Source organism: Hongsoonwoonella zoysiae, assembly GCF_013266695.1.
GTDB lineage: Bacteria > Pseudomonadota > Alphaproteobacteria > Rhizobiales > Stappiaceae > Hongsoonwoonella > Hongsoonwoonella zoysiae.
Genome location: NZ_JABRXF010000002.1, coordinates 313,840 through 338,412, shown reverse-complemented (window position 1 = coordinate 338,412; position 24,573 = coordinate 313,840). Strand labels below are relative to the sequence as shown.

Below are 24,573 nucleotides of genomic sequence, written 5' to 3'. Positions count from 1 at the left end.
TTAGCAAGCCTATTTTTCGTGAGCGTCCCGCAATCCGGCCACGGTCCACCGGTCAGTCGAGGCCCGCCGTCCCGCTCACGCGGTAGCCGAACTCAAGTGACGCATCTTCCAGCCATTCCGCGAAAGACCGCGCAAGGCTCGAAGGCGCGAAAATATCGAATCGCGTTTCGTCGATGCGCAGGATCAGCACCGGAATGTGATGGACTGGCGCCTGCGCAAGGGCGCCTGGCGGAAAGGCGGCAAGGTGAAGGTCGATGGCAACCGCCTTGTTGAGAACGGCCGCCGCCTTTTCCCCTTCGATCCTCACGCCGTGGCGCGCATGGCGAAGGTCGACGACCGATCCGTCATACGCTGAAATCCGCTCCTTCAGCGCAGCCGTTGTCGCAGCATCCTCGGAGATCACGAGAAACCTGCCGAAGGCGAGCCAGCAAAGGCGAATGCCGCTTCCCGCCGTAAATCCGCCTGGGCCTTTCGGCAGTTCCAGCCCGCAGGTCCTGCCAAGCTCGCTCGCCACTGCCTCCAGCCGGTCGGGCCAGCTCGCGACTTCGCAGATGCTACCCATCAGCACTTCGCGAAGGGCAAGCGCTTCCGGGTCGCGCCCGCCGCGTTTGGCCCGTTCCAATAGCCTCGGCCAATCTGCATCAGCCATTGAGCCGGCTCCCCTCCTTGTCGTAGAAACAGGGGTCCACGACCTGCACCGTGACGCTGCGCTCCTTCAACTGGAAGGCGGCTTCCAGCGTGTCGCCGATCCGCTCCCGCCCCTGCTTCAAAAGCGCAAGCGCGATATAGGTCTCCTTCGCGGGCGAGAAGGCGAAGGCCGTCACATGGCCGAGGCTCTTGCCGTCGTCGCTCACGAGGTGGCTTCCGGCGGGTATTGGCTCTGCGTCCTTCGAGACAAGCCCCACCATCACCTCCCTGTCGGGATCGCAGAGCGCAGGGCGGTCCTGCATCGCGCTGCCGACATAGGGTTTGCGCTTCGCCGCGAGCGCGCCAAGGCCGAGGTCGGCGGCGGTAGTGCGCCCGTCCATTTCGGCATGCGTGACGTGGCCCTTCTCGATGCGAAGCGTGCCCATGGCTTCCATGCCGTAGGGCATCAGGCCGAAGGGAAGCCCCGCCTCGTATAGCGCCTTCCAGACGGCAAGCCCTTCGTTCCATCCGCTGTAGACCTCATAGGCCAGTTCACCGGAAAAGGACAATCGTGCGATCTTCACTTCGATTTCGCCGATCTTCCCGTCGGCGATGCCCATCTGCGGCAGGGCGTCATGCGAAAGGTCGCAATCCCTGACAACCGCCTCCAGCAGAGCCCGCGCCTTCGGGCCCGCGACCGCCGTTCCCGCCCATTGGTCGGAAACGGAAGCGACATGCACTTTCAGTTCGGGCCATACGACCGAAAGATAATATTCCATATGGGCCAGCACGGCCGCCGCCCCCGCCGTCGTGGTGGTCACGAGATAGTGGTTCTCGCCGAGCCGCCACGCAGTGCCGTCGTCAAAGAGTATTCCGTCCTCCCGCAGCATTAGGCCGTAGCGTGCCTTGCCCACCTTCACCTTGGCCATGGCGTTCGTGTAGATGTGGTCCAGGAATTTCGCGGCGTCCGGCCCTTGCACGTCGATTTTTCCAAGCGTCGAAACGTCGACGATACCGACGTTCTCGCGCACGTTGCGCGCCTCGCGCACATAGGCCTGTTCCAGCGTTTCGCCCTCGCGGCGGTAGATCTGCGGGCGCATCCAGAGGCCCGCTTCCATCATCTCCCCGCCGTGCGCCTCATGCCAGTCGTGCATCGGCGTGCGCCGGACGGGCATCAGATGCTCGCCCGCCTCGCGGCCCGCGATCGCGCCGATCGGCACCGGCTGATACGGCGGGCGGAAGCGCGTCGTACCCACTTCCGGGATCGACTGTCCGCGCGCCCTGGCAAGGATCGCAAGCCCGTTCACGTTGGACGTCTTGCCCTGGTCAGCCGCCATGCCGAGCGTGGTGTAGCGTTTCAGGTGCTCGACGGAGCGGAAGCCTTCGCGCTCCGCAAGACGAACATCCTCCGCCGTCACGTCGTTCTGCAGGTCGACGAAGACCTTGCCCTTGCCCGCCGCCGGCACTTCCCAAAGGGGTAACGGCGTTTCCGGGCCGCAGGCACCGTGCACCTTCGGCAATTCCTCTTCGCGCAATACCGCGCCGGCGGCTTCGGCCCCGGCCCTCGTCCCGCTTGTAATACAGCTTGCAAGATTGAGTTCGCCCGCCACATTGCCGCAGGCGATCCAGTCCTCGCGCGGCTCACCCGGCAAAAAGGCCTGCAGCGTCTCGTCGAACACGGGCGGTCCGCCCGCCTGGCTTGCCAGATGCACTGTCGGCGTCCACCCGCCGGACACGAGCAGCGCATCGCACTGGATCGTTTCCATCGCTCCGACAAGCGCACCCCGATCGGCGTCATAGCCGGAGATGTCGATGGCCTTCAGTGCACGCCGCCCCCTGGTCCCCGTCACGGCGGACCCGGTCCAGACCATTACGCCGCGTGCCGACAGCGCGCCCGTCAGCCCTTCGCCGAGGCTTGCCCGCGCGTCGACAAGTGCGGCGACATTGACCCCGAGATCGCTAAGCGCAATCGCCGCACGCGCGCCCCCGTCGTTGTTGGCGAATACCGCGACCTTGCGCCCCGCCGCAACGCCATGCCGCGTTGCATAGGCAAGGCCCGCGGAAGCAAGCATCACGCCCGGCGCATCATTGCCGGCAAAGGCGATGGGCCGTTCGATAGCACCCGTCGCAAGCACCACCTTCTTCGCGTGGATCGTCCAGTGGCGATGTCGCGGCTCATAAGCGTCGGGCGTTTTCTTGTGGTCGGACACCCGCTCGGCAGCGCCCAGGATATTGTCGTCGTAATAGCCGTAAACAGCGGTTCGAAGCAGGATGGTGACATTCGCCCGTACCTCCAGGCTGGCGATCACCGCCCTTGCCCATTCGTGCGTCGGCATTCCGTCGATTTCGCCGCCCTCGTCCCAGAGCCTGCCGCCGGCCTGCGCGTTTTCATCCACCAGCAGCACGCGCTTGCCCGCCTCCGCCGCCGCTTTGGCGGCCATCAGCCCGGCGGGTCCCGCACCCACGACAAGCACGTCGGTAAATGTGTTCGTCTTCTCGTACCGGTCGGTGTCGGCCTCGTGGCTCGCCTTGCCAAGGCCCGCCGCCCTGCGGATGAAATGCTCGAAGAAATGCCAGACGGGCTGCCCCGTCCCCATGAAGGTCTTGTAGTAAAAGCCCGCCGACAGAAACCGGGACAAACGGTCGTTGACGGCCATGACGTCGAAGCCGAGCGAGGGAAACCGGTTCTGGCTGTTCGCCTCCAGCCCCTCGTGAAGTTCCACCATGGTTGCGCGCGTGTTCGGCACCTGGTGCGGGCCCGGCCTCAGTTCCACCAGCGCGTTGGGTTCTTCGGGACCGGCGGAATAAAGCCCGCGCGGACGGTGGTATTTGAACGACCTGCCGAAAAGCGTTTGCCCGCTCGCCAGCAGCGCCGAGGCGAGCGTATCGCCCGCATAGCCCTCATGTGTCCTTCCGTCGAAGCGGAAGGCGACTTCCCTCGTCCTGTCGATCAGAAGGCCGCCCTTGTCGAGCCTGTAGCCGCTCATCTGCCGGCCTCCCCGGCATTCGCGTCCTTCGCATGCGGCCCCAGCAGCTCGACTGCGGAAATGTCGTGCGTCGTCACGTTCCGCGTCACCTTCAGCCAGTGGCGGCAGCCGAAAACGTGGTGCCATAGCTCCTGATGGTCGCCCCGCGGGTTTTCCCGGTCGTAGACGAAGGCCTGCCACCTGGCGATGTCGGTATCATCCGGGGCCGGACGCACGATGGTCGCGTCACCGCCATAGGTGAATTCGTGGTGGCTTCGCGGTCCGCAGGCGGGGCAATGGATAAGCATGAAGGCTCTCGTCAGTGCAGGCGCGGGAACGGGCCGTGGCCGGCTTCGTCGATCACCGCCCCCTGGTAAAAGCGGTCGAGCGTGAATGCGGCGTTGAGCGGATGCGGCTCGTCCTTCGCGATCGTCCAGGCGAAACACCAGCCGGATCCGGGCGTGGCCTTGAAGCCGCCGTAGCACCATCCGGCGTTCAGATACATGCCCGGCAGCGGCCCGGTGGTGATGATCGGGCTGCCGTCCATCGACATGTCCATGATGCCGCCCCAACTTCGAAGCAGCCTGATGCGCCTGATCGCCGGGAACATGGTGGCGACCTCGCTCATCACCTCTTCCACCAGCGGCAGGTTTCCACGCTGCGCATAGGAGTTGTAGCCGTCGAGGCTGCCGCCGAAAACGAGCCCGCCCTTGTCGGACTGCGAGATATAAAGATGCCCGGCGCCGAAGGTGACGACGCTGTCGATGAAAGGCTTGAGCGGTTCCGAGACGAAGGCCTGCAGCACGTGGCTTTCGATGGGAAGGCGCTCCACGCCCGCCCGGCGCATCACCTCGGACGTGCTTCCGGCAACCACCACGCCGATCTTCCTCGCCCTGATCGGCCCGCGCGTCGTCTCGACCCCTATCACCCGGTCGCCGTCTTTCTGAAAGCCTGTTACCTCGCAGTTCTCGATTATATCGACGCCCAGCGCATCCGCCCCGCGCGCGAACCCCCAGGCAACCGCATCATGGCGCGCCGTTCCCGCGCGGCGCTGCAACAGCCCGCCGTGGATCGGAAATCTAGTCGACGCGGAAACGTCGAGGCCGGGCACTAAGCGCGCCACCTCGTCACGGTCGAGCAGGTCCGCATCCGCCCCCTCGATCCGCAGCGAATTGCCGCGCCTGGCGAAGGCGTCCATCTGCGCCGGCGAATGGGCAAGGTTCAAGACCCCGCGCTGGGAGAACATGACGTTGTAGTTGAGTTCCTGCGACAGCCCTTCCCAGAGCTTCAGCGACCACTCGTAGAAGCGATTGTTTTTCGGCAGCATGTAGTTGGAACGTACGATCGTCGTGTTGCGGCCGATGTTGCCGGAGCCGAGCCACCCCTTCTCCAGCACCGCGACGTTCCTGATGCCGTGCTCTTTGGCAAGATAATATGCGGTCGCAAGGCCGTGGCCGCCGCCACCTATGATGATGACGTCGTATTCCGTCTTCGGGTCGGGCTTGCGCCACGCCGGCTGCCAATGTTTGTGGCCGGAAAGCGCGTGCTTGACGAGCGAGAAGATCGAGTAGCGCTGCATATCACCTGCTGCCAGTACCTGTCTGCCGACCCTAGCCTGCGGGAGATCATTACCCAATGGCCTGTTTGCGTCCGCCTCTTTTCCATATCCGACACGAAAACAGGAAACGTCAGCCCGCGATTTCAGCAATCTCGCGCGCAAGCGAGATCAGCGAAAGGTCCGCACCCTTGGGTCCGATCAGCGACAGGCCGAAGGGCGCGCCATGCACCCGCCCCAGCGGGAAGACCACCTGCGGCAGGCCGGTGTGGCCGGATACGCAGAGTAACTTCATGGCGTCGTGCCGGTAACTGTCGAATTTCGCCGGACCGTCATCGCGCCGCAGTGGCGCATCATGCACCACCGGCGCGACCAGCACGCCGTCCGCCTCGATGATCTCGTCGAGATGGCGGACAAGGTCTGCGCGCCGTTCCTGGGAATGCCTGAGCGCTTCCTTCGTAACACCGCGCGCGAAGTCGAAACGTTCCGCGATGCCGGGGCCGAGCGGCGGACGGTAACGCTCCACCCAGTCCCCGTGAACGCCGAGCACTTCCGCCGCCTGTATTTCGCGGAACGCCGTATAGATCGCTTCCCGCTCGCCCCGGTAGACGTTGACCCGCTCAAGTTTCCCCCGCCACCGCTCGATATGCTGGATAGCCGTCTCGATCAGCCTGCGCCCTTCCGCCTCGATCCCGTCGAGCATGTCTTCGGGAACGAGCAGGCGCGGATCCTTGAGCGGCGTCTTGTCCACCTCGAACATGACATTGGCGACACGCTCCATAGTCTCGCCGTCGCGCGCGAAGAAGCCGCAAGCGTCCCAACTCGGCGCCAGCGGCATGCAGCCGTCCAGCGGCAGGCGCGCATGCGTCGGGCGGATGCCCCAGATACCGCAGAAGCTCGCCGGCGCGCGCACCGATCCGCCCGTGTCCGTGCCAAGCGCGATATCCGCCAGATGTCCTGCAACAGCCGCCGCCGATCCGGACGAGGAACCGCCGGGAATGTGCTCGGGTGCCGCCGGATTGACCGGCGTTCCGAAATGCGCATTCACTCCGTAAAGCGACCATGCAAGCTCGTCCGTATGCGTCTTGCCGCAGAATTCCGCGCCTGCCGACAGGAGCTTGGCAACAGCGGGCGCATGCGTCGTCTTGGTGCCGCTTGCGGCCAGCATCAAGGGGTTGCCGCAGCCGGTCGGATAGCCCGCGACGTCGAAGAGATCCTTCACCGCAAGCCGCAGGCCTTTCAATGGTCCTTCGGCGGATGACGGCACATCGGCAGAAGGGTAAGGCAGGAAGGCGCGGTAACGGTCGAGTTGCGGCAGCATTTAATGTCCTGTTTTTATCCGAGTTCGAATGTCGTGATGCCGAAGGTTCTTTTCAGCGGAAGGTCGGGCCGTGGGCCGCGATACATGCGGGCGGTCTCGAAGACGGGCGAAAGCTCATAGCGTTCGGCAAGCGCCTCAGCCGCCCTGTTCGTCTCCGGAATATCGAGGGTCACCTCCTGCCCCCGCACCATGCCGGCAAGCGCGCGAAAAAGCGTATCCGCCACCGCTTCCGTGTCGGCGAAAAGCGGCCCGATCTTGAACCCGTCGAGGCAGGCACGGATGACGCCGTAGCCCCTCACCTCGCCATCCTCGACAAGGGCGAAGCCGCGTCGGTTTTCCTCAGGCATCAGCCACGCGGCAAGAAACGCTTCGCGGTCGTCGGGAAAAAACGGCCGGTCGTAGTCTCTCACACTCGGGTAGAGCCCGCGCCCGATCATCGAGATCCTCGGGTCCATTGGCGTATCGGTGATCGAAATTCCGCTCATGCGGATGTTTCGGTGGGCAAGCTCAAACCCGGATTTCGCATAGTTTCCCTGCTGCTCCACCACGCCGTCGAGGCCGATGACCCGGTCTTTGAGCGTTTCCATGGCATAGCTCCACAGGCCCCGGCCTATGCCCTTGCCACGATGCTCCGGTCTGGCGATGTAAAATCCGATGAAGGCGTAGGTCTTTCCATATCGCACGGCGGAAATCACCGCCGCCGGCTCCCCGTCCATGGTCGCCATGTGAAATCCGCTTCTGTCGGCGGCGAAGAAAGGGTCGCCGTCGTCCTGTCCCGGGTTCCAGCCTTCGCTTGCCGCCCAGTCGATCGCGAGGTTGAGATCGGCGCGCGTCATTCGCCGGTATTCTACGGTCATGGCGCCTCCTCCCATTTTAGAACCTCCTCAAGCCGATTGGCGCGTCGCGTTCGCAAAGCGCTCCACCATCCGTCTTCGGAAGAACTGTACCGCCTCGCGCTGCATATCCTCGGGGCGGAACAGCATGAAATAGCCGAAACCGGATTCCGACGTGCCCTCGAAGGGTGCGACCAGCCTGCCCGCCTCGATGTCGTCATGCGCCAGATGCCGGTCGGCGACGATCAGCCCGCCTTCGCGCATGACGAATTCGAGCGCCAGATGCGCGGTGTCGAACACGAGCCCGTCATTGATGTTGATGTCCATCCCCATTTCGCGCAGGAAATGCCTCCAGGCGGAATGCCGCCCGCCGGCGTTCCGCACGTGGACGACAGCATGGCGCTTGAGCATTTCGTTCAGGTCCGGCTCGCCCATGCCCTCCACCTGGTCGGGCCGGCAGATCAGCGTCAGTTCCTCCATCCAAAGGAGGTCCATCACCTCGCTCGTCGCCTTTGGACGCGAGAAGACGACCGCAACGTCGTGGTTCGTATGGTCGAGGTCGACCATTTCATAGGGCGTTTCGATCTCGACGCGGATGTTGCCCTCGCTCCGGCACGCCTCGATGATCGGGCTCGCCCACCTGAAGGCGAAGGACGGCGGCAGCGCGATGCGCAGCATCCCGCCCCGGTCCTGCCCCTGTATGCCGTCAAGCGCCTTGATGAGCCTGTCGAAGGAGGGCGTGACGTGGGAAAGCAGGTACTGTCCGGAATCGGTCAGCGCCAGCATGGAGCCCCGCCTGTCGAAGAGCGCAACGCCGACCACCTCTTCCAGGTTCAGCACGTGCCGGCTCACCGCGCTTTGGGTAACGCCGAGCGCCTCCGCTGCGCGGGTGAAGCTCATGTGCCTCGCCGCCGCCTCGAAGGCGCGCAGCGAGTTGAGCGGCAGTCTGCGGCGGTCGATGGTCGTCGACATCGAAAAGGCGCTCTCATGCGGCGGAAGTGAATCTCTTAAGTGGAAACACTAAGCCTTGGTTCTGGAAATGAGAAGCGCGATGGGACTGCAAGTTCGATATGCGCGGGATCGGGCAAGACGGCCGCTGCGCTCTTCCGCCCTTCCTTGCGCGACTGCACGGGATCAGCGGCCATCCCGTCAGCGGAAGGCCAGCGTCCGTTCGGCCAGAAGCAGAAGGTCGTCGTCACTCGCTTCCCGGTAGCTTGCGGCGCGCATCGCCGCGTTCTCGGGCCTTGCCATCTGTTCGGCCAGCCGGCTCGGAGCCAGAAAGGGAAGTTCCTCTTCCAGGTTCATCGTGATGCCGAGCCTGCGCACGAAGGCTGCGAAAGACATCGGCAGTTCGCCGGTACGCTCGCAGCCAAAGGCGCGCGCTACGTCCGTATAGCGCAGCTTGTCCTTTTCCATCGACCAGCAGAGCGTCGCGCACATGGCGACAGCCACCGCCCGCCCGTGGTGGATCGGCACCAGGCTGCCGAGCGCATGGGCGACATTATGGGCGATTCCCGTTCCCGCATTGTCGATGCCGATGCCCGCATATGTCGCCGAAAGCAGCATCCCGGCCCGCGCCCCGATGTTGTTCGGCTCGGAAACGGCGGTCGGCAGGTGCCGCGCGCCGAGGTTGATCGCGTCGAGGCAAACGCGGTTGTTCGTCTCGAAAGCATTGGCGTTCGTCGCAGCCTCCATTGCGTGCACGATCGCGTCGATGCCGCAGGCGGCTGTCAGATGCGCGGGCAGGCCCGTCGTCAGCTCCGGGTCGAGGACGACGGCGTCGGGCTTCAGCGAAGGCGCCCAGAACCAGTATTTCGAACCGTCCTCGCCGGAGACGATGGAAACGGCGGTTGCCTCCGATCCCGTTCCCGCCGTCGTCGGCACGCAGACGAGCGGGACCCGCGCCACGGGAAGCGGGCTCGCGCCAAGACGATAGTCGGAAACGTCACCCTGCGCACCGATCAGCGAGGCGATCAGCTTGCCCGCGTCAAGCGCCGATCCGCCGCCGAGGCAGACGATGGCCTCCGCCCCCTTCTCGCGCGCCGTGGCGACCGCCGCACGCACCTGCGCCTCGCTGGGGTCGCTCTTGATGTCGGCAAAGGTGACGACCCTATGACCGGCGTCCTTCATGATCTCTGCAACGCGCTTCGTCATCCCAAGGTGCGTCAGCCCCGGATCGGCGACAAGAAAAACGCTGCAGGTTCCAAGCCTCAGGTCATGCAGTATCCGGCCAAGGTCTTCGACCTTGCCGGCGCCGGAGACGATGCCCGGCACGGCGTTCAAGGAAAAGCTCGACATCTGGCGTCAAGACAAAGCCCCCGTGAGCGCACAGGCCCTGCCCCCTCTGGTTCCGGCGCGTTCCAATCCGCGCACTGGTTATCGACGCCGCTTCGTCTCGAACCAATGCCGCGTCATATGGGAGATGCTAAGCCGCATTCACCTGAAGGCCGAAATGCAAAAAGTCGATTGCCCCATGCGAAAAACTGTTGGGGGAACAGAGGCCAGGCCAGACCATGCACCGGATACGGCACGGCAGGTGGAGCGCACCCGCCTCAATTCGCGAGAAAACCTCGCACGACCGCATTGAACCGCCCGGCGTTCTCCATGCACATGAAATGCGATCCGCCGTCCGCCTCCTCGAAGATTTCAAGGGCGGCGCCCGGTATCCGGCTGGCGATCCATTCCTGCGATTCTGCCGGAAAAACGCTCTTTCGCGCGCCGACGACCAGCGTGGGAAGTTCGATGCGGGATATGACGTCCCGCCAGTCGCGCGGCGCATGATCGAGCATCAGCGCGGCGGCGTGGCGACGCGGCATCTTCAGCACCTCCTCCACGATTGCCTCGGCCTCCTCGGCGGGAAAACCCGATGTAAAAAGCCCCAAAAACAGATCGCGCGTCTTTTGTTCACCTGCCGGACCCGCCAGGTCCGCGCACAAGTCGAAAATGTCTTCGATGGTGTTGCAGCAGCCGTAATCAAGCTGTTCCTGCCGCGTCCACCAGGGCTGGATGAGTTGTGTCGCCGCCTGGTCGACGAGGATGAGCCTCGCAAGCTTCTCCGGCCCGAAGAGGTCGAGATAGGCCCAGATCACCGAGCACCCCATGGAATGGCCCATGACGACAGCGTCGGTGACATCCAGTTCACTCAGCAAATCTTCGAGATCGGCCGCGAGACGGCTCACGCGATAGCCGTGCTCGCATTTTTCCGATGCTCCATGGCCGCGCATATCGACCGCGATAACCCGGTGGTCCCGCGCGAAATCGTCGATCTGGCGCCAATATTCGATAGCGGCGTTGGACCATGCCGGCAGTATCAGGAACGGCTGGCCGTGGCCCGTATCGATCACGCTCAGACGCACGCCGTCATTCGTGTAAACGTCCCGGCGATGGCGATCAAGAGCGGCCTTGTCCCGGATCATCGAAACCCTCCTCCGGCGCGTCTGCCGCTGGCCCCTTCCCGGCCGATGGCGATTGACGCGGCGGTCTTCAGGCTCGCTGTTGTCTGCGACAGACAAAAAGCCGGCAGTCGCGGGCCCGCAGCCTCTTCAAATACTCGCCACCTCGTAAGTCCATACACGGAAGGACTTCAGAATGTGCGGGCCGAACGAATTGATGAGGGGGATGTCGGTTGCATCCCGGCCGCGCGCGATGACGATCCTGCCAATGCGCCGCGCATTGTTGCGCGGATCGAACGTATACCACCGGCCGCCAAGATAGACCTCCATCCAGGCTGAGAAATCCATGGGATCGACCACCGGCACGCCGATATCGCCCAGATGGCCGTTGACGTAGCGTGCCGGGATATTCAGGCAGCGGCACAGCGCTACTGCAAGATGGGCGAAATCGCGACAGACGCCGACGCGTTCATTGAATGCCTCGAAAGCGGTTCGCGTTGCCCTTGCCTGCATGTAGTCGAAATGGATGTGGCCATGGACAAAGTCACAGATTTTCTGAACACGCCCCCATCCCGGAGGCGTCGTCCCGAACATGTCCCATGCGATCTGGCTTAACCGGTCGGTCTCGCAATACCGGCTGCCCATCAGGTAGACGAGACAATCGTCCGGAAGATCGGCAACCGGGGTTTCGACAGCTCCCCAATCTTCGGGGTCGAGTTGTTCATCGTCCTCGATCGTCGCATCGCCCCACAGCGTCAGGTCGCCCGCGGGCGCCACGAAACGCCGGCAACGGTTTCCGAACATGTCATGATAGGTCGTGCTCGGAATGTCAGGTGTGAAGTAAAGTTTCTCGGGCACGCGAATATCCGCCTTGCGGTCTTCATGCACCGAAAGAAGGCAGACCATAGCGGTCGGTTGCAGGCAATTTAGTGTAATTTCATAGCCATATCTGATTAGCATGGGTATCTCGACGTTCCTTATCGAAAGTCAACCGAAGTAAGCAGGTATATTGTCTTTTCGCAATTGCAATACGCTTCCCTAGCTACTTCGTTTATCGTCCTTCGCTTCTTATCAAAGGCCTTCAGATATAATTTTTCGGAGACGGAATCTTTCGATTGGACAACTTTCAGCGCACTAACATCGACTGCGAACGGGATTTCCTTCTCATCATCGTGGCCTACGAAATGGATCCGACGCAGTACGGGATCGTAGCTACGGCCTGAGTTTCCAAATCTTAACATATTTTGTCGCCTTCCTGGTCGCGACGCCTGCTCGCCGCCTTGTGCGGGCGTGCCTTCCGTCTGCGAAAACAGGCCCGCTCTTACAAAAATAATTCGGTCAAAAGCCGTATATTGGAGTATAATTCATCTTCAAAAAGAATATATTTCTCATTATAACATATTTTAAATGCCCAATAAACATCTCTATAGTGAGTTTTAATTTTTTAAATTATGTTTTTAATGAAATAGAAATACGGCCTTTATAAAACCCCAATTGAAGAACATCATCAAATTTATGAACTTAGAGATTTACTATCGTTCTGCTCTCACCGTCCTGGCACCGGCAGGACCGATTTTCATTCTCCGAATTCGATACCTGTGGCAATCCACGTCGAAACGACCTGGCGCGTGTGATTTCGATCGAGTGTTTTTTGCGACCGAGACGTGGAGCTGAACCCCTTTCCGTGACCGCCACCATGAGGACCTTATCATGCCGACGAGAGTACAGCGCCTGATCGCCGCCCCACTCTTACGGCTATCGTTCAAGGGCGCAGGCACGATGGAGCCGCAGGGGCGCGGCAGTAAACGGGAATGCATTGAACCGGCCGAAGGGCCGGCATGCGCACGGCAATACGCCCTGTCCGGCGGTTTGCCCGATGGCGAACCGATTTTCGCTGAGCGACAAGCGCAACTTCACAAGAGGTTTGTCCGATCCATCTTCCCTGCCGCGGCCGGTCTGGAGCGGTGGGATGATGACGGGGGCGCCTCCGATCATGACTCGGAATACAGCATATATGGCCGACGCATCGAAGGCGACGGAACCTGGACGATCTATCATGTCTTCACCGGTGTGCCCGCAACGATTGGCGGACAGGTGATGAAGGGCTTGAACGCAGCCGATTCAATGACGCGAACGATGCTGACGAATTCCGATAATTCGCGGCAGCGCAAGGCGTCTCGACCGGAATTTCCGGTCGAACCCGTGCCTGCCGGATGGCGGCTGCTTCTGAAAGGATACTTTGGCCGCTTCATTCATCGGCGGTCGGAAAATAGAAATTCGTGACTTCAGCCCCGTTGTGCAAACACTGCGTCCGCACGAAAAATACTGGAACATATCCAGATACTTTGGATACACCGTCGATGGCCCGCTGGAGAGCAAAGGTATTGCGTGCCTTGGCGGGCCTGAAACGGCGAGGACCCTTTGTACAGTCCAATTCCTGCAATCAGGCTGAATTAAAACAATCCGCTCTGGTCGGTATAAGCGACTGCTTCTTCGCAGCTTCCCGCGCCCTTCCCACTTGACGTCGCACCGTCACCCGGCCAAGAAACGCGGAGCGTTTTCCTGCTCCGGGGTTCCTTCATGTCCGCGTCCTCCTTTCCCGCATCGTCGACCCTTGCCATCGTCCTTGCGGCCGGCCTCGGCACCCGCATGAAGTCCAACAGGCCGAAGGTCATGCACGAAGTGGGCGGCCTGCCGCTCGTCGGCCATGTGCTGAAGGCGGTTGAAGCGGCGGATGTCGGGCGTGCTGCCGTCGTCATCGGCCCGGATATGGATGACCTTGCGAAGCTTGTCGGCGACATCTCGTCTTCCGCCACCTGCCATGTCCAGGAAGAGCGGCTTGGCACCGCCCATGCCGTGCGCGCCGCCGAAGCCGCATACCGCGATACGCCGGATCACGTCCTCGTCCTGCTGGGAGACGCGCCCCTTGTCTCGCCGGAAACCATTCGGCGCGTGAAGACGCGCCTTGAGGATGGCGTCGATATCGTCGTCCTCGGCTTTGAGGCTGCGGACCCTTTCGGCTACGGGCGTCTGGTGAAGGAAGGCGACCGTCTTGTCGCGATCCGTGAAGAGCGTGACGCGTCGAATCCGGAAAAGGCGATAACTCTCTGTAATTCCGGCATTATGGCCTTTCGTGGCGAGCACTTTTCCGATCTCGTGAACGCGATCGGCAATGACAACGCCAAGGGTGAATATTACCTCACCGACGCCATAGAGATTGCCCACGCGCGCGGCCTTCGCCTTGAAACCGAAACCGCGCCCGAATGGGAAGTCCAAGGCATCAACACGCGTGGACAGCTCGCCGCGGTTGAAGCCGTCTTCCAGAAGCTTTGCCGTGAGCAGGCGATGGCCTCCGGCGTCAGCCTCATCGCCCCCGAGACGGTGTTCTTCTCCCATGACACCCGCCTTGCGCCTGATGTGACGGTGGAGCCCAACGTCGTCTTCGCAACCGGCGTTACCGTTGAGAGCGGCGCGCGCATCCGCGCCTTCAGCCATCTTGAGGGTGCGCATGTGGCGCGCGGCGCGACCGTCGGCCCCTACGCTCGCCTGCGGCCCGGCGCTCGCATCGGCGAGACGGCGCATATCGGCAATTTCGTGGAGATCAAGAACGCCACGATCGAGACCGGCGCGAAGGTCAATCATCTGAGCTATATCGGCGATGCCCGCGTCGGCGCGAAAGCCAACGTCGGCGCCGGTACGATCACCTGCAATTACGATGGCTTCCTGAAGCATCACACCGACATTGGCGCAGGCGCCTTCATCGGGTCGAACGCCACGCTCGTCGCTCCCGTTTCCATTGGTGACGGCGCCTATACAGCCGCCGGCAGCGTGATTACCAAGGACGTCGCCGCCGACGCTCTCGCCCTTGGCCGTGCAAGACAAAGCGAGAAGCCCGGACGGGCGGCCGAAATCCGTGCCCGCCTTGCAAAGGAGAAGCAAGCCCGACAGAAAGGGTGATCGTAAGTTCGCATCGATTCTTCCTTCAGGGGTTTCATCATGACCGTTCTCGTTACCGGCGGGGCCGGTTACATCGGCAGCCACATGGTCTGGGCGTTGAAGGATGCGGGCGAAGCGGTCGTCGTCGTCGACAATCTGGTAACCGGCTTCGACTGGGCGCTTCCCGGTGACGCCCCGCTCGTGCGCGGCGATGTCGGCGACGTGGCCCTGATCGGCCGTGTGCTTAAGGAATATGCCGTCGATGCGGTGATCCATTTCGCAGGGTCCATCGTCGTACCCGAATCCGTTGCCGATCCGCTGAAATACTATCGCAACAACACCTGCGCCTCCCGCAATCTGATCGAGGCCTGCGTTGCCGCCGGCGTCGACAAGTTCATCTTCTCGTCGACCGCCGCCGTCTACGGGGACCCGGAAACGGTTCCAGTGGCCGAAAACGCGCCGCTTGCGCCGCTGTCGCCCTATGGCACGTCAAAGCTCATGACCGAGTTGATGTTGCGCGACACCGCAAATGCGCATCCCTTCCGTTACACCGCCTTGCGGTATTTCAATGTGGCGGGTGCCGATCCGGACGGGCGGACAGGCCAATCCACCGCAGGCGCCACCCATCTCATCAAGGTTGCCGGTGAAGCCGCGCTCGGCAAGCGCTCCGGCCTTTCCATTTTCGGCACGGACTACGACACGCCGGACGGAACCGCGCTTCGCGACTACATCCACGTGAGCGACCTTGTCGCCGCCCACAAGCTTGCGCTGGACCGTCTCAGGGACGCTGGCTCCAGCTTGACGATGAACTGCGGTTACGGGCGCGGTTTCTCCGTGCTTGAGGTTGTCGATACCGTCCGGCGCGTGTCAGGGCGCGACTTTCCGGTCAGGCTGGAAGGCCGGCGTCCCGGCGACAGCCCGAAGGTCGTCGCCGATCCGTCGCTGATCCGTTCCGAGCTTGGCTGGAGGCCCGCCTACGACGATCTGGAGGTGATCGTAACCCATGCGCTGGCATGGGAGGATAAGTTGTCGAAGCGCAATCGGCGGGGGTGAATTTATCCCCGCTTCCAGGCCGCGGAGTAGGCTCGTCGTCCCGGTTTCGGGATGCGCCGCCGCTGCGGATTTCTCAGGAACCTTTTTGACCCCTGAAATCCATCAATTGTCCGCGTCTGGAATTCTCAATGGCGCTCGTTCGGATTCCTGCTGTGATTACAGAGCTCTACGATTGCGCAAACGACATGATAGAGCGAACTTGCAGGCGCCGGCTCCAAAATGAAGCTTCCGTCGGCGAGCATCCTGTCGCGGTAAAGCCCTCTGACGGGAACGTCGAAAAACCGCTCCATCGCCGCCACCGCCTTCACGGCAGAGGCGAGGTACCGCTTCCGCTCCGCCCCGGAACTCATTTCGCCCAGCAAAAGCGCGGCTTTCAGCCATTCCGTCTGACCCCAGAGCCGCGCGACTGGATCGACGGCCTGGAATTCGTCGTCGATCGCCATCACACAGACGCCGCGTTTTTCATCGATGCCGTAGCACTCGCCGATTTCGAACAAACGCCTTGAAACCGCTAAGGCATTTTCGTTTCCGCGTGATCGTCCCCAGCGCGCAAGCAGCCACGCCCACTCGAATTGATGGCCCGGCTCCACCCGCCGTCCGTCTTCGCCCGGCGCGGGCTTGAACTCCCCGTCGAAGAATTCCCTGAGAGCCCCTGTTTCCGCAGCGACAAATTTCGACAGCGCAAGGCCTCCGATCTCGTCCGCCAGTTCTCTCCAGGGCCCCTCTGGCTCCAGCGCTTCCCAGGCAAGGGCTGCCTCGAAGAGATGCATGTGCGGATTGGAACGTAGGGGAAGATTGCGCGGGTTCGCTTCCTCGAAACCGGCCATCGGATGCGACAGGTCCTCCCTCATTGCGGTAAGGATGGACGCTGCGCGGGCCGACATCTCGTCGCGTCTTGAAGGCATTGCCTCTGCTACGTTCGCGAACGCAAAAAGCGCAAAGGCTTGATCGTAGATGTCGACGCCTTCGTCGACAGGTTCTCCGGACATGTTGACCGACTTGATCGCCAGAGGTCCGGCCTGAAAAAAATCGGCAAGATAACGATCCAGTGCGGCACCGGCGAGTTTCCGCCAATTTCCGCCCCAGCCGAGGCTTCCTCCGGCAATCACCGAATAGATCTGGCGCGGTGGAACACGGGCGCGGACCGGCCTGTCGGCCGGTTCTCCGGTTTCAGGGTCCAGAGCCTCCAGAAACCGGCCGTTTTCAACATGAAACCCTGCTCCACTCCAGACCGGCAGCGCCTCTTCGCAGGTCCATCTCGCCAGCCGTTCCGCCGCGTCCCGCAGCAGCCGCGCCTCGTCCTCGCAAGCCTCGCTCATGTTTCCTCAAAGCGTCTGATTGTATTCGCCGACTTCCGGGTTTTCGCGCAAAACCGTATCGACCGCCTTGAACATTTCCTTGAGCCTTGCCTCGGACACCGGGCTTTCCACAACGACGACCAGTTCCGGCTTATTCGAGGACGCGCGCACCAGACCCCACGTCCCGTCATCGGCAACAACACGAACGCCGTTTACTGTGACCAGTTCCGCAATTTTGTGACCAGCAACCGTTTCGCCGTTTGCCTGCATCTCCTCAAAGCGCGCCACGACGCGTTCGATCACCTCGTATTTGATCTCGTCGTCGCAATGGGGCGACATGGTCGGCGAGCCCCAGGTCCTGGGCAGGTCGCGGCGGAGATCGGCCATCGTCTTGTCCGGGTTGCGGTCCAGCATGTCGAGCACCGCCAGCGCCGAGAGAAGACCGTCGTCATATCCGCGCCCGATCGGTTCATTGAAGAAATAATGTCCGGATTTCTCGAAACCGACGATAGCACCAAGCTCGTTTACCCGCCGCTTCATGTAGGAATGGCCCGTAATCCAGTAATCGGTCAGCGCCTTGTTTTCGACAAGTACCGGATCCGTCTTGAACAGGCCTGTAGACTTCACATCGGCAACGAATGTACAGCCTGGATGAAGTGCCGAGATATCGCGCGCCAGCATGACGCCAACCTTGTCGGCGAAGATCTCCTCGCCCTCGTTATCGACAACACCGCAGCGGTCACCGTCGCCGTCAAAGCCGAGGCCTACTTCCGCCCCCGTCTCCAGCACCTTGTCACGCAGCGCGTGCAGCATCTTCAGGTCTTCCGGGTTCGGGTTGTAGCGCGGAAAGGTATGATCGAGCTCGCAGTCGAGCGGGATCACCTCCGCGCCCAGCGCCTCCAGCACCTTCGGCGCGAAGGCTCCGGCCGTCCCGTTGCCGCAGGCCGCGACCACCTTGATCGGCCGCTTGAATTTCGCTCTGTCCGTCAGATCCTTCATGTAGACTTCGGGAAAGTTCTCGACATAGCGATATCCGCCGCCGTCGCGAGTCACATATTCCGCGCCCAGCACGATCTCCTTCAACCGACCCATCTCGTCCGGCCCGAAGGTCAGCGGGCGATCGATGCCCATCTTCACGCCGGTCCAGCCGTTGTCGTTGTGCGAGGCGGTGATCATGGCGACCGCCGGAACATCAAGCGCGAACTGGGCGAAATACGCCATCGGCGAAAGCGCAAGGCCGATATCGTGAACCTTGATGCCCGCCGCCATCAGGCCGTTGACGACGGCCATCTTGATCGCGCCCGAATAGCTTCTGAAATCATGGCCGACGACGATATCCGGCCTCACGCCCCGCTCATGCATCAAGGTGCCGACGCCGAGGCCCAGCGCCTGCATGCCCATCAGGTTGATTTCCTTTTCGAAAAGCCAGCGCGCATCGTACTCGCGAAAGCCGGTCGGCTTCACCAGCGGCGTGGTTTCATAGGCATAGGTGTTGGCGGAAAGCTTGGCTACGGGCTTTGGAAACATGAAAGATCCTGCTGTTGAGGAAGGACAAAAGAAGCCGTTTGGCAATTAGGCACTCAATATGGAGATTTTACGAAGCTCCTTCACCGCCGTCATGCCGGGTAATGTCCTCTTCGCTGATATGTGCGCCTGACTGTACCTCGATCAGTCGCGCCGGAATGAGGCCGGGGTTGGCGAGCCTGTGGTGCGCCCCGATCGGAACGAAAGCCGACTGGTTCTCCGATAAAAACCGCTTCGCGCCTTCGATCTCGATTTCCAGCGTACCCGAAACCACAACCCAATGTTCCGCACGGTGAACATGGCTTTGCAAGGAGAGACTCTTGCCAGGCTTAATTTCGATTTCCTGAACGTGGTAACGCGCATGGGCTGCGATTTCCTCGCGCCAGCCCCATGGCCGATATACGCGACGATGACGCCGCGTTTCCCGCCGCTTGTCATTATCGAGCCGCTGGACGATCGCCTTGACGTCTTCCGCCTTGTCCTTCGCGGCGACGAGCACGGCGTCTTTGGTCGAGACGACCATGACATCCCTCAACCCCACCATCGCAACGACGGCATCGTCGGAAACCACGAGATTGTCGCTCGCATCGACGAAGAGCGCTTCGCCCAATGTGCTGTTTCCGGCTTCATCCTTGTCCAGAATCTCCCAGACCGCAGACCAGGCACCGAGATCGCTCCAGTTCGGGTCCATCGGCACGCAGGCGATATTGTCAGCCTGCTCCATGATCGCGTAATCGATCGATATATTATCGGCCTTTGCGAAAGCGTCCGCATCCAGCCGCAGAAAATCGAGGTCTTCGCGCCCATTCTCATGAGCGCTTCGAACGGCGTCTAGCACGCCGGGGGCATGCTTTTCGAATGCTCGCAGCATCGTGCGGGCCGAAAACAGGAAAATGCCGGAGTTCCAGACATGATCACCGGATGCGAGAAAGGCTTGCGCTCGCGCTTTATCCGGTTTTTCGATAAAAGCCGCGACGTCAAAAACGCAATCCGTCCCCTCGCCCAGTCGGATGTATCCGTAGCCGGTGTGTGCCCTGTCCGGCGTGATGCCGAAGGTGACGATGCGGCCCGCCTCGGCTGCAGGGCGCGCGCTCTCCACCGCATTCAGGAAAGCATTCGTATCCCGGATGAGATGATCGGACGGCAGAAGAAGCACAAGCGCGTCCCGGGCGGTCTCCGCGGCAATAAGCGCTGCAAGCGCGGCTGGTGCCGCCGTATTACGCCCGAAAGGCTCCAGCACGATCGCTCTCGGTTCCACGCCCGCTTCGGCAAGCTGCTCGCCAGCCATGAAACGATGCGCCTCGTTGGCAATCACGAGCGGAGCGGAAAACGCTTCCCCGGACACGCGCTCGACCGTTTTCTGAAACAGGCTTTCGCCGTCGAAGATGCGCAGGAACTGCTTGGGCATTGTCTGACGCGACAAGGGCCACAAACGGGAGCCAGCGCCACCGGACAAGATGCAAGGGATGATGGCGCTCAAGTCTGCTTGCTCCGGTTCGAGGGAAGAATGGTTCGTAGCAATGAATGAATCACCAGGTGACCCTCGAGAGCTTATACGAACTCGCGCGCCGAAAGCCAAAATACAGCGGGCCTCGGAGCTTCGCGCTCATGCAGCTGGTGCTTCAGGACTTCCGATCAAAGCTCGATTGTAATGACACCGCCTGCTTCGGCCGCACGCGACTGGCATAGGATCATCGTCGTCTCGCGCTGCTTTCTGGACAGTACGAAGTCGCGGTGCTCCACCTCGCCGGATATGATGCCGCACTGGCAAACTCCACAAAGTCCGTCCGAACATTTGATGTCGACCGGATAGCCATTCTCGACAAGGACATCCGCGGCGGTCATATCAGCCGGCACTTCAATCTCCCCACCGGATTTGGCAAGGCGCAGAACGAACGGATGGTTTTCATAGTCCGGCTGTTCGGGGACGGAGAAATACTCAAGATGACGCGCTTCTTCAGGAAAACCGGCATTTTCCGCCGCCTCAATCACGGAACTCATGTAGCGGTCAGGCCCGCAGGAATAGACATGCCAGCCTCGCCGGTAACCCTTCAGGATCGCAGCAAGATCGGCTCTCGTTCCCTCGTCGGAGAAATGCAGTGTCACCTTGTCCGACCAGTCGAACTTCGCAAGGTCTTCAAGATATCCCGCTGTCTGTCGGGATTTCGCCGAATAATGCAGCTCGAAATCTGCACCCAGCGCATGAAGCCGGTGTGCCATGGCGATCATCGGCGTGATGCCGATGCCGCCCCCCATCAGAAACGTCTTCGCCGCCGTCTCGTCGAGCAGGAAGTGATTGATTGGCTTTGAGATGAAAATCTTCCGCCCTTCCGTGAAGATGCGATGCAGGAGCTTCGACCCGCCTTTCCCCATATCCTCGCGCAGGACGCCGATCTGGTACTTCGTGCGGTCCGCCGGTTCGCCAGAAAGCGAATACTGCCGGAGGTACTCCGGCGCGACCACAATGTCGATGTGGGCGCCCGCCGTCCATTCCGGCAGGGGTGAACCGTCAAGCGATACGAGATCGTATTTGGCCACATCCGCCGTCATATGGTCGGCCTTTGCCACCTTCACACGGATGACGGGCGCATCGCCTTCAACGCGATATTCATGCGCCAAACCGTCCGTTTCGCTCCGCGAAAGCCGCGCCTTGTATTCTTCAACCGTTATCAGGGCCTGATAGGCCTCGATCCCCTTTTCCCGATCCATGGGAAAGGGAAACGGCCATGGATGTGGAGCGAGGTTTGCGGGGTAGACGGCAAGCGTCTGATCTTCGTATTTCAGGGCGAGGTCGCGCTGCAGGTCGCGCGCGTTGACCGGCGCCTTCGCCGGGCGATAGCCGCCATCTTCGGAAATCTCGATATCCCACCACCACTTCTTGACCGGGTTCAGCCCCCCATTGCCGGCCATATCGTCAAGCTTCGCGAGAAAAGGCGCCGCGGAAGGAATATTCATCGCCGCCCAGCGGAACGGACGCTCCGCGAAAAGGCCTTCCAGGTTCCAGGGGCAGGTCTTCATGCAGCGGCCGCACATCGCGCCGCCTTGCGTGGTGATGCGGTAGGTCGCGCATTTCTGGCTGTCGGACTTCCAGATCTCATAGCCGTTGAACATCAGCTTCGGCCCCGCCGTGATAGCGCCGGACGGGCATTCGCGCGCGCATTTGTTGCAGGCTTCGCAAAAGGCCTGCATGCCGAAATCGATCGGCTTGTCGTGAGCAAGCGGAAGGTCAGTCGTCACCACGCCGGATTTCAGGCGCGGGCCGAGATAGGGGTTCAGGATCACCTCACCGATCCGGCTGACCTCGCCGAGCCCGGAAAGGAGCAGGAGCGGCGGCTGCAACACCTCGCCATCGAGGACGGTATGCGCCTTCGCCTTGTAGCCGAGATTGCGGATCTGTTTGGCAATCACCCCACCAAGCAGGGAAAACCGCAAGTAAGCACGCATGGACTGGGCAACCGAAATCCAGTCGTCGCCCGAGGCGCCCTCCATGGTCTCGTAACCCTGGTCGATGATCATGGATATCGCCTGATCGTGCGGCGGGTCGATGGGTTCTCCCACTGCGTCATGGGAATACCAGGCCCAATCCGGACAGCGCGAGATTCCGACGGCGTCGACACCGAGGAAGTAGCTTGCCGCCTTGATCCTTTCCGCGTCCCGCACCGGATCGCGATCATCGCGCGCAATATCCGTTTCAGGATCTCCGTCCTGCAGAAGAACGAAGGCGCCCAGCGCGCGGCGCTGCGCCATCGACGGGGCGGATTTGCGCGCGTAATGCCCGTTCTTCGCGCCTTCCTGAACGGCCTTGCCCATATCGCCGAACTGGGCGCGCGCGAACATGTCCGTGCGCTTCGGAACCCGGGCGACACGCTCCTCGTCGATGAAGGTCGTCGGCTTTTCCACCCGCTTCAGCTTTTCGAACGGATGCTCACCGTCTACGAAACGCCGGCCGGAGAAAGGCTCACGATTGAAGGCATTCTTGGAAAAACCCTTGCCCGTCCACCATGCCGGCCCTTTGGCCGAAAACCATGGTTGGTCGGCAAGGCCAGCCAGCGGCTTGTCCGCCGCAAGCTCGAATTGCGTGGTCACGGCGGCAATGCCGAACCGGCTTCCGATATAGGGATTTACGAGTTTGCCCGCCTCGCAGCTTGCAAGGCCCGCTGCAACGGTGAGGCGGTTGAGGTCCACATCCGACGATGTACCGGTATGAGCACGGGCATCGTATCCGAGCAGCCTCAGATAATTGGCGATGACGACAGCCGTTTCGGATGCTCTAAGGCAGGCGCGCGCTTCCTGCGCATCCATGATCCAGTCCGCACCCGGTTCATCGGCTTTCGGATCGCGCGGAAATTCATAGAGGAACACGATCGCATGCGTCTGTCCGTCGATCGTCGTCGGCGGGGCTTCCATGGACTCCTTCAGATCAGCCATGATCATGTCGATGCCGGAAGCAAGCGTCTTGGTCTGCTTCGTGCGGAGGTCTTCGGCCAGTTTCTCCACGCCGGGATTGTAGTAAGGCTCGCGAAGCACCACCTCACCCGGCAGTTCGCAGATACCCACCATCGAGGCATCGGAGAAATACCCGAAAGCCTTCAGATGATCGGAACGCTCCTGGCGGTCGTCCGGGCACTCCGCCCTGACCTTGTTGACCAGCCCGTCGCGGATCGCATCCAGCATCGCCTGGTAGTCGCGCATGGCGTTGACTATGGAGGCCGGCGCATGCGGACGGACGAAAGAGACGGGCCTGAAAGGCGGAATATTGTCAAAACCGGCAGGCGTCTCGCGGCGGCGCAGGCGCTCAAGCGGATAGGGGCCCATATGTACGGGCCTGTGTTTATCGGAAAAAAAACGAAATCCCATATTGCCGCTCGCGATCAGCCAACTTCGGCGTTGGATTTACTATTGAACAGATCGTTCGGTATCTCAGCAGAATGGATGCCCCTGTTAAAGGCGGACATGGCGCGGTCACCAACAAATGAAGGCGGCGAAGTTTCCTCCGCCGCCTCATGATCCGCACCGATCAGGCTCTTAGGAACCGCCGCTGTATTTCTTTATCAGCGAGCGGGCCTGTTCTACGAGCGCCTTGCCGTCCTTGCCGGCATTGTCCATTTCCGCCGCCCATGCGTCGATGAGCGGAGTCGCGGCATCTTCGAAACGCTGCTTCTCTTCTCCGGCGAGCATATAGATGTTGTCGCCGGCTTCCTTCGCGATTTCCAGGCCTTTGACATCGCCTTCATCCATCGCCTTACCGAACAGCCCCGCGGTCTCGATGCCCGAATTGTTGTCGATCACCTTCTTCAGGTCGGCGGGAAGATTGTCGTAGGACGACTGGTTCATGGCGAAGACGAAGGTCGCCGCATAAAGGCCGTGCTCGCCGTCAAATCCCGTATGGTTGTCGACAAGCTCGGAGATCTTGAGCGGCACCGTCACCTCCCAGGGGATCGTCGCACCGTCAATGACACCCTTGGAAAGCGATTCCGGAACGGCGGGAACGGGCATGCCTATGGGCGTTGCGCCCAGCTTTTCGAGCATCTGGTTGATGACGCGGGTTGCGCCGCGCAACTTGAGCCCGTTCAGGTCCTCTAGCTTCTGGACAGGCTGCTTGGAGTGAATGAGGCCTGGTCCATGCGTGTGCCAGGCGATCACTTTCACACCCTGGAACTCATCCTGGCAGTGTTCTTCGCAATATTCATGGAACGCCTTGGAGGTCGCCTCGCCGGTCGTCACCATGAACGGAAGCTCGAATACTTCCGTTGAGGGAAAACGGCCCGGCGTGTAGCCGATAACCGTCCATATGAGGTCGACGACGCCATCGCGCGCCTGATCGTAGAGCGACGGCGGCTTGCCGCCGAGTTGCATGGAGGGATAGTGCTCGACCTTGATGCGCCCGTTCGATTCTTCCATCACCTTGGCCGCCCACGGCTCAAGCGCCTTGGCGGGAATGGTCGCCTGCGGCGGTAGCATCTGGTGAAGGCGCAGCGTCACTTCCTGGGCGTAAGCGTTCGCCGATATGGCAATACCTGCGGCTGCGGCCGCGAGCAGTAGCGTCAGTTTCTTCATGATTTTTCCTC

Annotated in this window: 19 protein-coding genes; 3 read left to right on the top strand and 16 right to left on the bottom strand. The window is 61.6% G+C overall.

What is annotated here, in order from left to right; all coding sequences use genetic code 11:
- Positions 1 to 52 precede the first annotated feature (52 nt).
- From HPQ64_RS12825 to HPQ64_RS20810, 11 genes are all read right to left on the bottom strand, one after another.
- Positions 53 to 649, bottom strand: coding sequence for a sarcosine oxidase subunit gamma (locus HPQ64_RS12825; RefSeq protein WP_172888898.1), 597 nt, complete (start codon positions 647 to 649; stop codon positions 53 to 55).
- A complete protein-coding gene (locus HPQ64_RS12820; RefSeq protein WP_172888897.1) occupies positions 642 to 3,614 on the bottom strand; it encodes a sarcosine oxidase subunit alpha family protein in 2,973 nt (990 codons plus the stop codon). The genes HPQ64_RS12825 and HPQ64_RS12820 overlap by 8 nt, the downstream gene beginning before the upstream one ends.
- Positions 3,611 to 3,901, bottom strand: a complete 291-nt coding sequence (locus HPQ64_RS12815) for a sarcosine oxidase subunit delta (RefSeq protein WP_172888896.1) — start codon at positions 3,899 to 3,901, stop codon at positions 3,611 to 3,613. The genes HPQ64_RS12820 and HPQ64_RS12815 overlap by 4 nt, the downstream gene beginning before the upstream one ends.
- 11 nt (positions 3,902 to 3,912) lie before the next feature.
- Positions 3,913 to 5,172: a sarcosine oxidase subunit beta family protein gene (locus HPQ64_RS12810; RefSeq protein WP_172888895.1), complete on the bottom strand. Its 1,260-nt coding sequence runs from the start codon at positions 5,170 to 5,172 to the stop codon at positions 3,913 to 3,915.
- 109 nt (positions 5,173 to 5,281) lie between these two features.
- Positions 5,282 to 6,469, bottom strand: coding sequence for an amidase (locus tag HPQ64_RS12805; RefSeq protein WP_172888894.1), 1,188 nt, complete (start codon positions 6,467 to 6,469; stop codon positions 5,282 to 5,284).
- A gap of 14 nt (positions 6,470 to 6,483) precedes the next feature.
- Complete coding sequence (locus HPQ64_RS12800; RefSeq protein ID WP_246270703.1) at positions 6,484 to 7,326, bottom strand: GNAT family N-acetyltransferase; 843 nt, start codon at positions 7,324 to 7,326, stop codon at positions 6,484 to 6,486.
- 27 nt (positions 7,327 to 7,353) lie between these two features.
- Positions 7,354 to 8,274: a LysR substrate-binding domain-containing protein gene (locus HPQ64_RS12795; protein ID WP_172888892.1), complete on the bottom strand. Its 921-nt coding sequence runs from the start codon at positions 8,272 to 8,274 to the stop codon at positions 7,354 to 7,356.
- Between the two features lie 177 nt (positions 8,275 to 8,451).
- The gene (locus HPQ64_RS12790) at positions 8,452 to 9,600 is read right to left on the bottom strand and encodes an iron-containing alcohol dehydrogenase (RefSeq protein ID WP_172888891.1); all 1,149 of its coding nucleotides are present in this window, start codon (positions 9,598 to 9,600) and stop codon (positions 8,452 to 8,454) included.
- Positions 9,601 to 9,854: 254 nt separating this feature from the next.
- Complete coding sequence (locus HPQ64_RS12785; RefSeq protein WP_172888890.1) at positions 9,855 to 10,718, bottom strand: alpha/beta fold hydrolase; 864 nt, start codon at positions 10,716 to 10,718, stop codon at positions 9,855 to 9,857.
- Positions 10,719 to 10,844: 126 nt separating this feature from the next.
- A complete protein-coding gene (locus HPQ64_RS12780; RefSeq protein WP_172888889.1) occupies positions 10,845 to 11,654 on the bottom strand; it encodes a transglutaminase-like domain-containing protein in 810 nt (269 codons plus the stop codon).
- Positions 11,655 to 11,671: 17 nt separating this feature from the next.
- Entirely contained in the window at positions 11,672 to 11,935 is a 264-nt protein-coding gene (locus HPQ64_RS20810) for a DUF1488 family protein (protein ID WP_172888888.1), read from the bottom strand.
- Between the two features lie 538 nt (positions 11,936 to 12,473).
- On the opposite strand from HPQ64_RS20810, the gene HPQ64_RS12770 reads away from it, so the two are divergent.
- The 3 genes from HPQ64_RS12770 (at position 12,474) to galE (ending at position 15,683) form a co-directional block, all read left to right on the top strand.
- Complete coding sequence (locus HPQ64_RS12770; protein WP_172888887.1) at positions 12,474 to 12,977, top strand: hypothetical protein; 504 nt, start codon at positions 12,474 to 12,476, stop codon at positions 12,975 to 12,977.
- 297 nt (positions 12,978 to 13,274) lie between these two features.
- Entirely contained in the window at positions 13,275 to 14,651 is a 1,377-nt protein-coding gene (gene glmU / locus HPQ64_RS12765) for a bifunctional UDP-N-acetylglucosamine diphosphorylase/glucosamine-1-phosphate N-acetyltransferase GlmU (RefSeq protein WP_172888886.1), read from the top strand.
- A 39-nt stretch (positions 14,652 to 14,690) separates the two neighbouring features.
- Positions 14,691 to 15,683 (top strand): UDP-glucose 4-epimerase GalE, encoded by a 993-nt coding sequence (gene galE / locus HPQ64_RS12760; RefSeq protein ID WP_172888885.1) that lies wholly within the window; start codon positions 14,691 to 14,693, stop codon positions 15,681 to 15,683.
- Between the two features lie 125 nt (positions 15,684 to 15,808).
- Here the strand turns inward: galE and HPQ64_RS12755 are convergent, their stop codons facing one another.
- From HPQ64_RS12755 to HPQ64_RS12735, 5 genes are all read right to left on the bottom strand, one after another.
- A complete protein-coding gene (locus HPQ64_RS12755) occupies positions 15,809 to 17,002 on the bottom strand; it encodes an AGE family epimerase/isomerase (protein WP_172888884.1) in 1,194 nt (397 codons plus the stop codon).
- A gap of 6 nt (positions 17,003 to 17,008) precedes the next feature.
- A complete protein-coding gene (locus HPQ64_RS12750) occupies positions 17,009 to 18,508 on the bottom strand; it encodes a phosphomannomutase/phosphoglucomutase (RefSeq protein WP_172888883.1) in 1,500 nt (499 codons plus the stop codon).
- 67 nt (positions 18,509 to 18,575) lie between these two features.
- Complete coding sequence (locus HPQ64_RS12745; protein ID WP_172888882.1) at positions 18,576 to 19,985, bottom strand: mannose-1-phosphate guanylyltransferase/mannose-6-phosphate isomerase; 1,410 nt, start codon at positions 19,983 to 19,985, stop codon at positions 18,576 to 18,578.
- A 155-nt stretch (positions 19,986 to 20,140) separates the two neighbouring features.
- A complete protein-coding gene (locus HPQ64_RS12740; RefSeq protein WP_172888881.1) occupies positions 20,141 to 23,362 on the bottom strand; it encodes a reductive dehalogenase in 3,222 nt (1,073 codons plus the stop codon).
- A 168-nt stretch (positions 23,363 to 23,530) separates the two neighbouring features.
- A complete protein-coding gene (locus tag HPQ64_RS12735; RefSeq protein ID WP_172888880.1) occupies positions 23,531 to 24,562 on the bottom strand; it encodes a TRAP transporter substrate-binding protein in 1,032 nt (343 codons plus the stop codon).
- Positions 24,563 to 24,573: the final 11 nt, after the last annotated feature.

What these genes read in the sequence shown, in the direction of transcription:
- glmU (WP_172888886.1), top strand. Translation starts at nt 13,275, where the DNA reads ATGTCCGCGTCCTCCTTTCCCGCATCGTCGACCCTTGCCATCGTCCTT.
- HPQ64_RS12820 (WP_172888897.1), bottom strand. Translation starts at nt 3,614, where the DNA reads ATGAGCGGCTACAGGCTCGACAAGGGCGGCCTTCTGATCGACAGGACG.
- HPQ64_RS12805 (WP_172888894.1), bottom strand. Translation starts at nt 6,469, where the DNA reads ATGCTGCCGCAACTCGACCGTTACCGCGCCTTCCTGCCTTACCCTTCT.
- HPQ64_RS12750 (WP_172888883.1), bottom strand. Translation starts at nt 18,508, where the DNA reads ATGTTTCCAAAGCCCGTAGCCAAGCTTTCCGCCAACACCTATGCCTAT.
- HPQ64_RS12740 (WP_172888881.1), bottom strand. Translation starts at nt 23,362, where the DNA reads ATGGGATTTCGTTTTTTTTCCGATAAACACAGGCCCGTACATATGGGC.
- HPQ64_RS12780 (WP_172888889.1), bottom strand. Translation starts at nt 11,654, where the DNA reads ATGCTAATCAGATATGGCTATGAAATTACACTAAATTGCCTGCAACCG.
- HPQ64_RS12790 (WP_172888891.1), bottom strand. Translation starts at nt 9,600, where the DNA reads ATGTCGAGCTTTTCCTTGAACGCCGTGCCGGGCATCGTCTCCGGCGCC.
- HPQ64_RS20810 (WP_172888888.1), bottom strand. Translation starts at nt 11,935, where the DNA reads ATGTTAAGATTTGGAAACTCAGGCCGTAGCTACGATCCCGTACTGCGT.
- HPQ64_RS12810 (WP_172888895.1), bottom strand. Translation starts at nt 5,172, where the DNA reads ATGCAGCGCTACTCGATCTTCTCGCTCGTCAAGCACGCGCTTTCCGGC.
- HPQ64_RS12735 (WP_172888880.1), bottom strand. Translation starts at nt 24,562, where the DNA reads ATGAAGAAACTGACGCTACTGCTCGCGGCCGCAGCCGCAGGTATTGCC.
- HPQ64_RS12795 (WP_172888892.1), bottom strand. Translation starts at nt 8,274, where the DNA reads ATGTCGACGACCATCGACCGCCGCAGACTGCCGCTCAACTCGCTGCGC.
- HPQ64_RS12785 (WP_172888890.1), bottom strand. Translation starts at nt 10,718, where the DNA reads ATGATCCGGGACAAGGCCGCTCTTGATCGCCATCGCCGGGACGTTTAC.
- HPQ64_RS12825 (WP_172888898.1), bottom strand. Translation starts at nt 649, where the DNA reads ATGGCTGATGCAGATTGGCCGAGGCTATTGGAACGGGCCAAACGCGGC.
- HPQ64_RS12755 (WP_172888884.1), bottom strand. Translation starts at nt 17,002, where the DNA reads ATGAGCGAGGCTTGCGAGGACGAGGCGCGGCTGCTGCGGGACGCGGCG.
- HPQ64_RS12800 (WP_246270703.1), bottom strand. Translation starts at nt 7,326, where the DNA reads ATGACCGTAGAATACCGGCGAATGACGCGCGCCGATCTCAACCTCGCG.
- HPQ64_RS12815 (WP_172888896.1), bottom strand. Translation starts at nt 3,901, where the DNA reads ATGCTTATCCATTGCCCCGCCTGCGGACCGCGAAGCCACCACGAATTC.
- galE (WP_172888885.1), top strand. Translation starts at nt 14,691, where the DNA reads ATGACCGTTCTCGTTACCGGCGGGGCCGGTTACATCGGCAGCCACATG.
- HPQ64_RS12770 (WP_172888887.1), top strand. Translation starts at nt 12,474, where the DNA reads ATGGAGCCGCAGGGGCGCGGCAGTAAACGGGAATGCATTGAACCGGCC.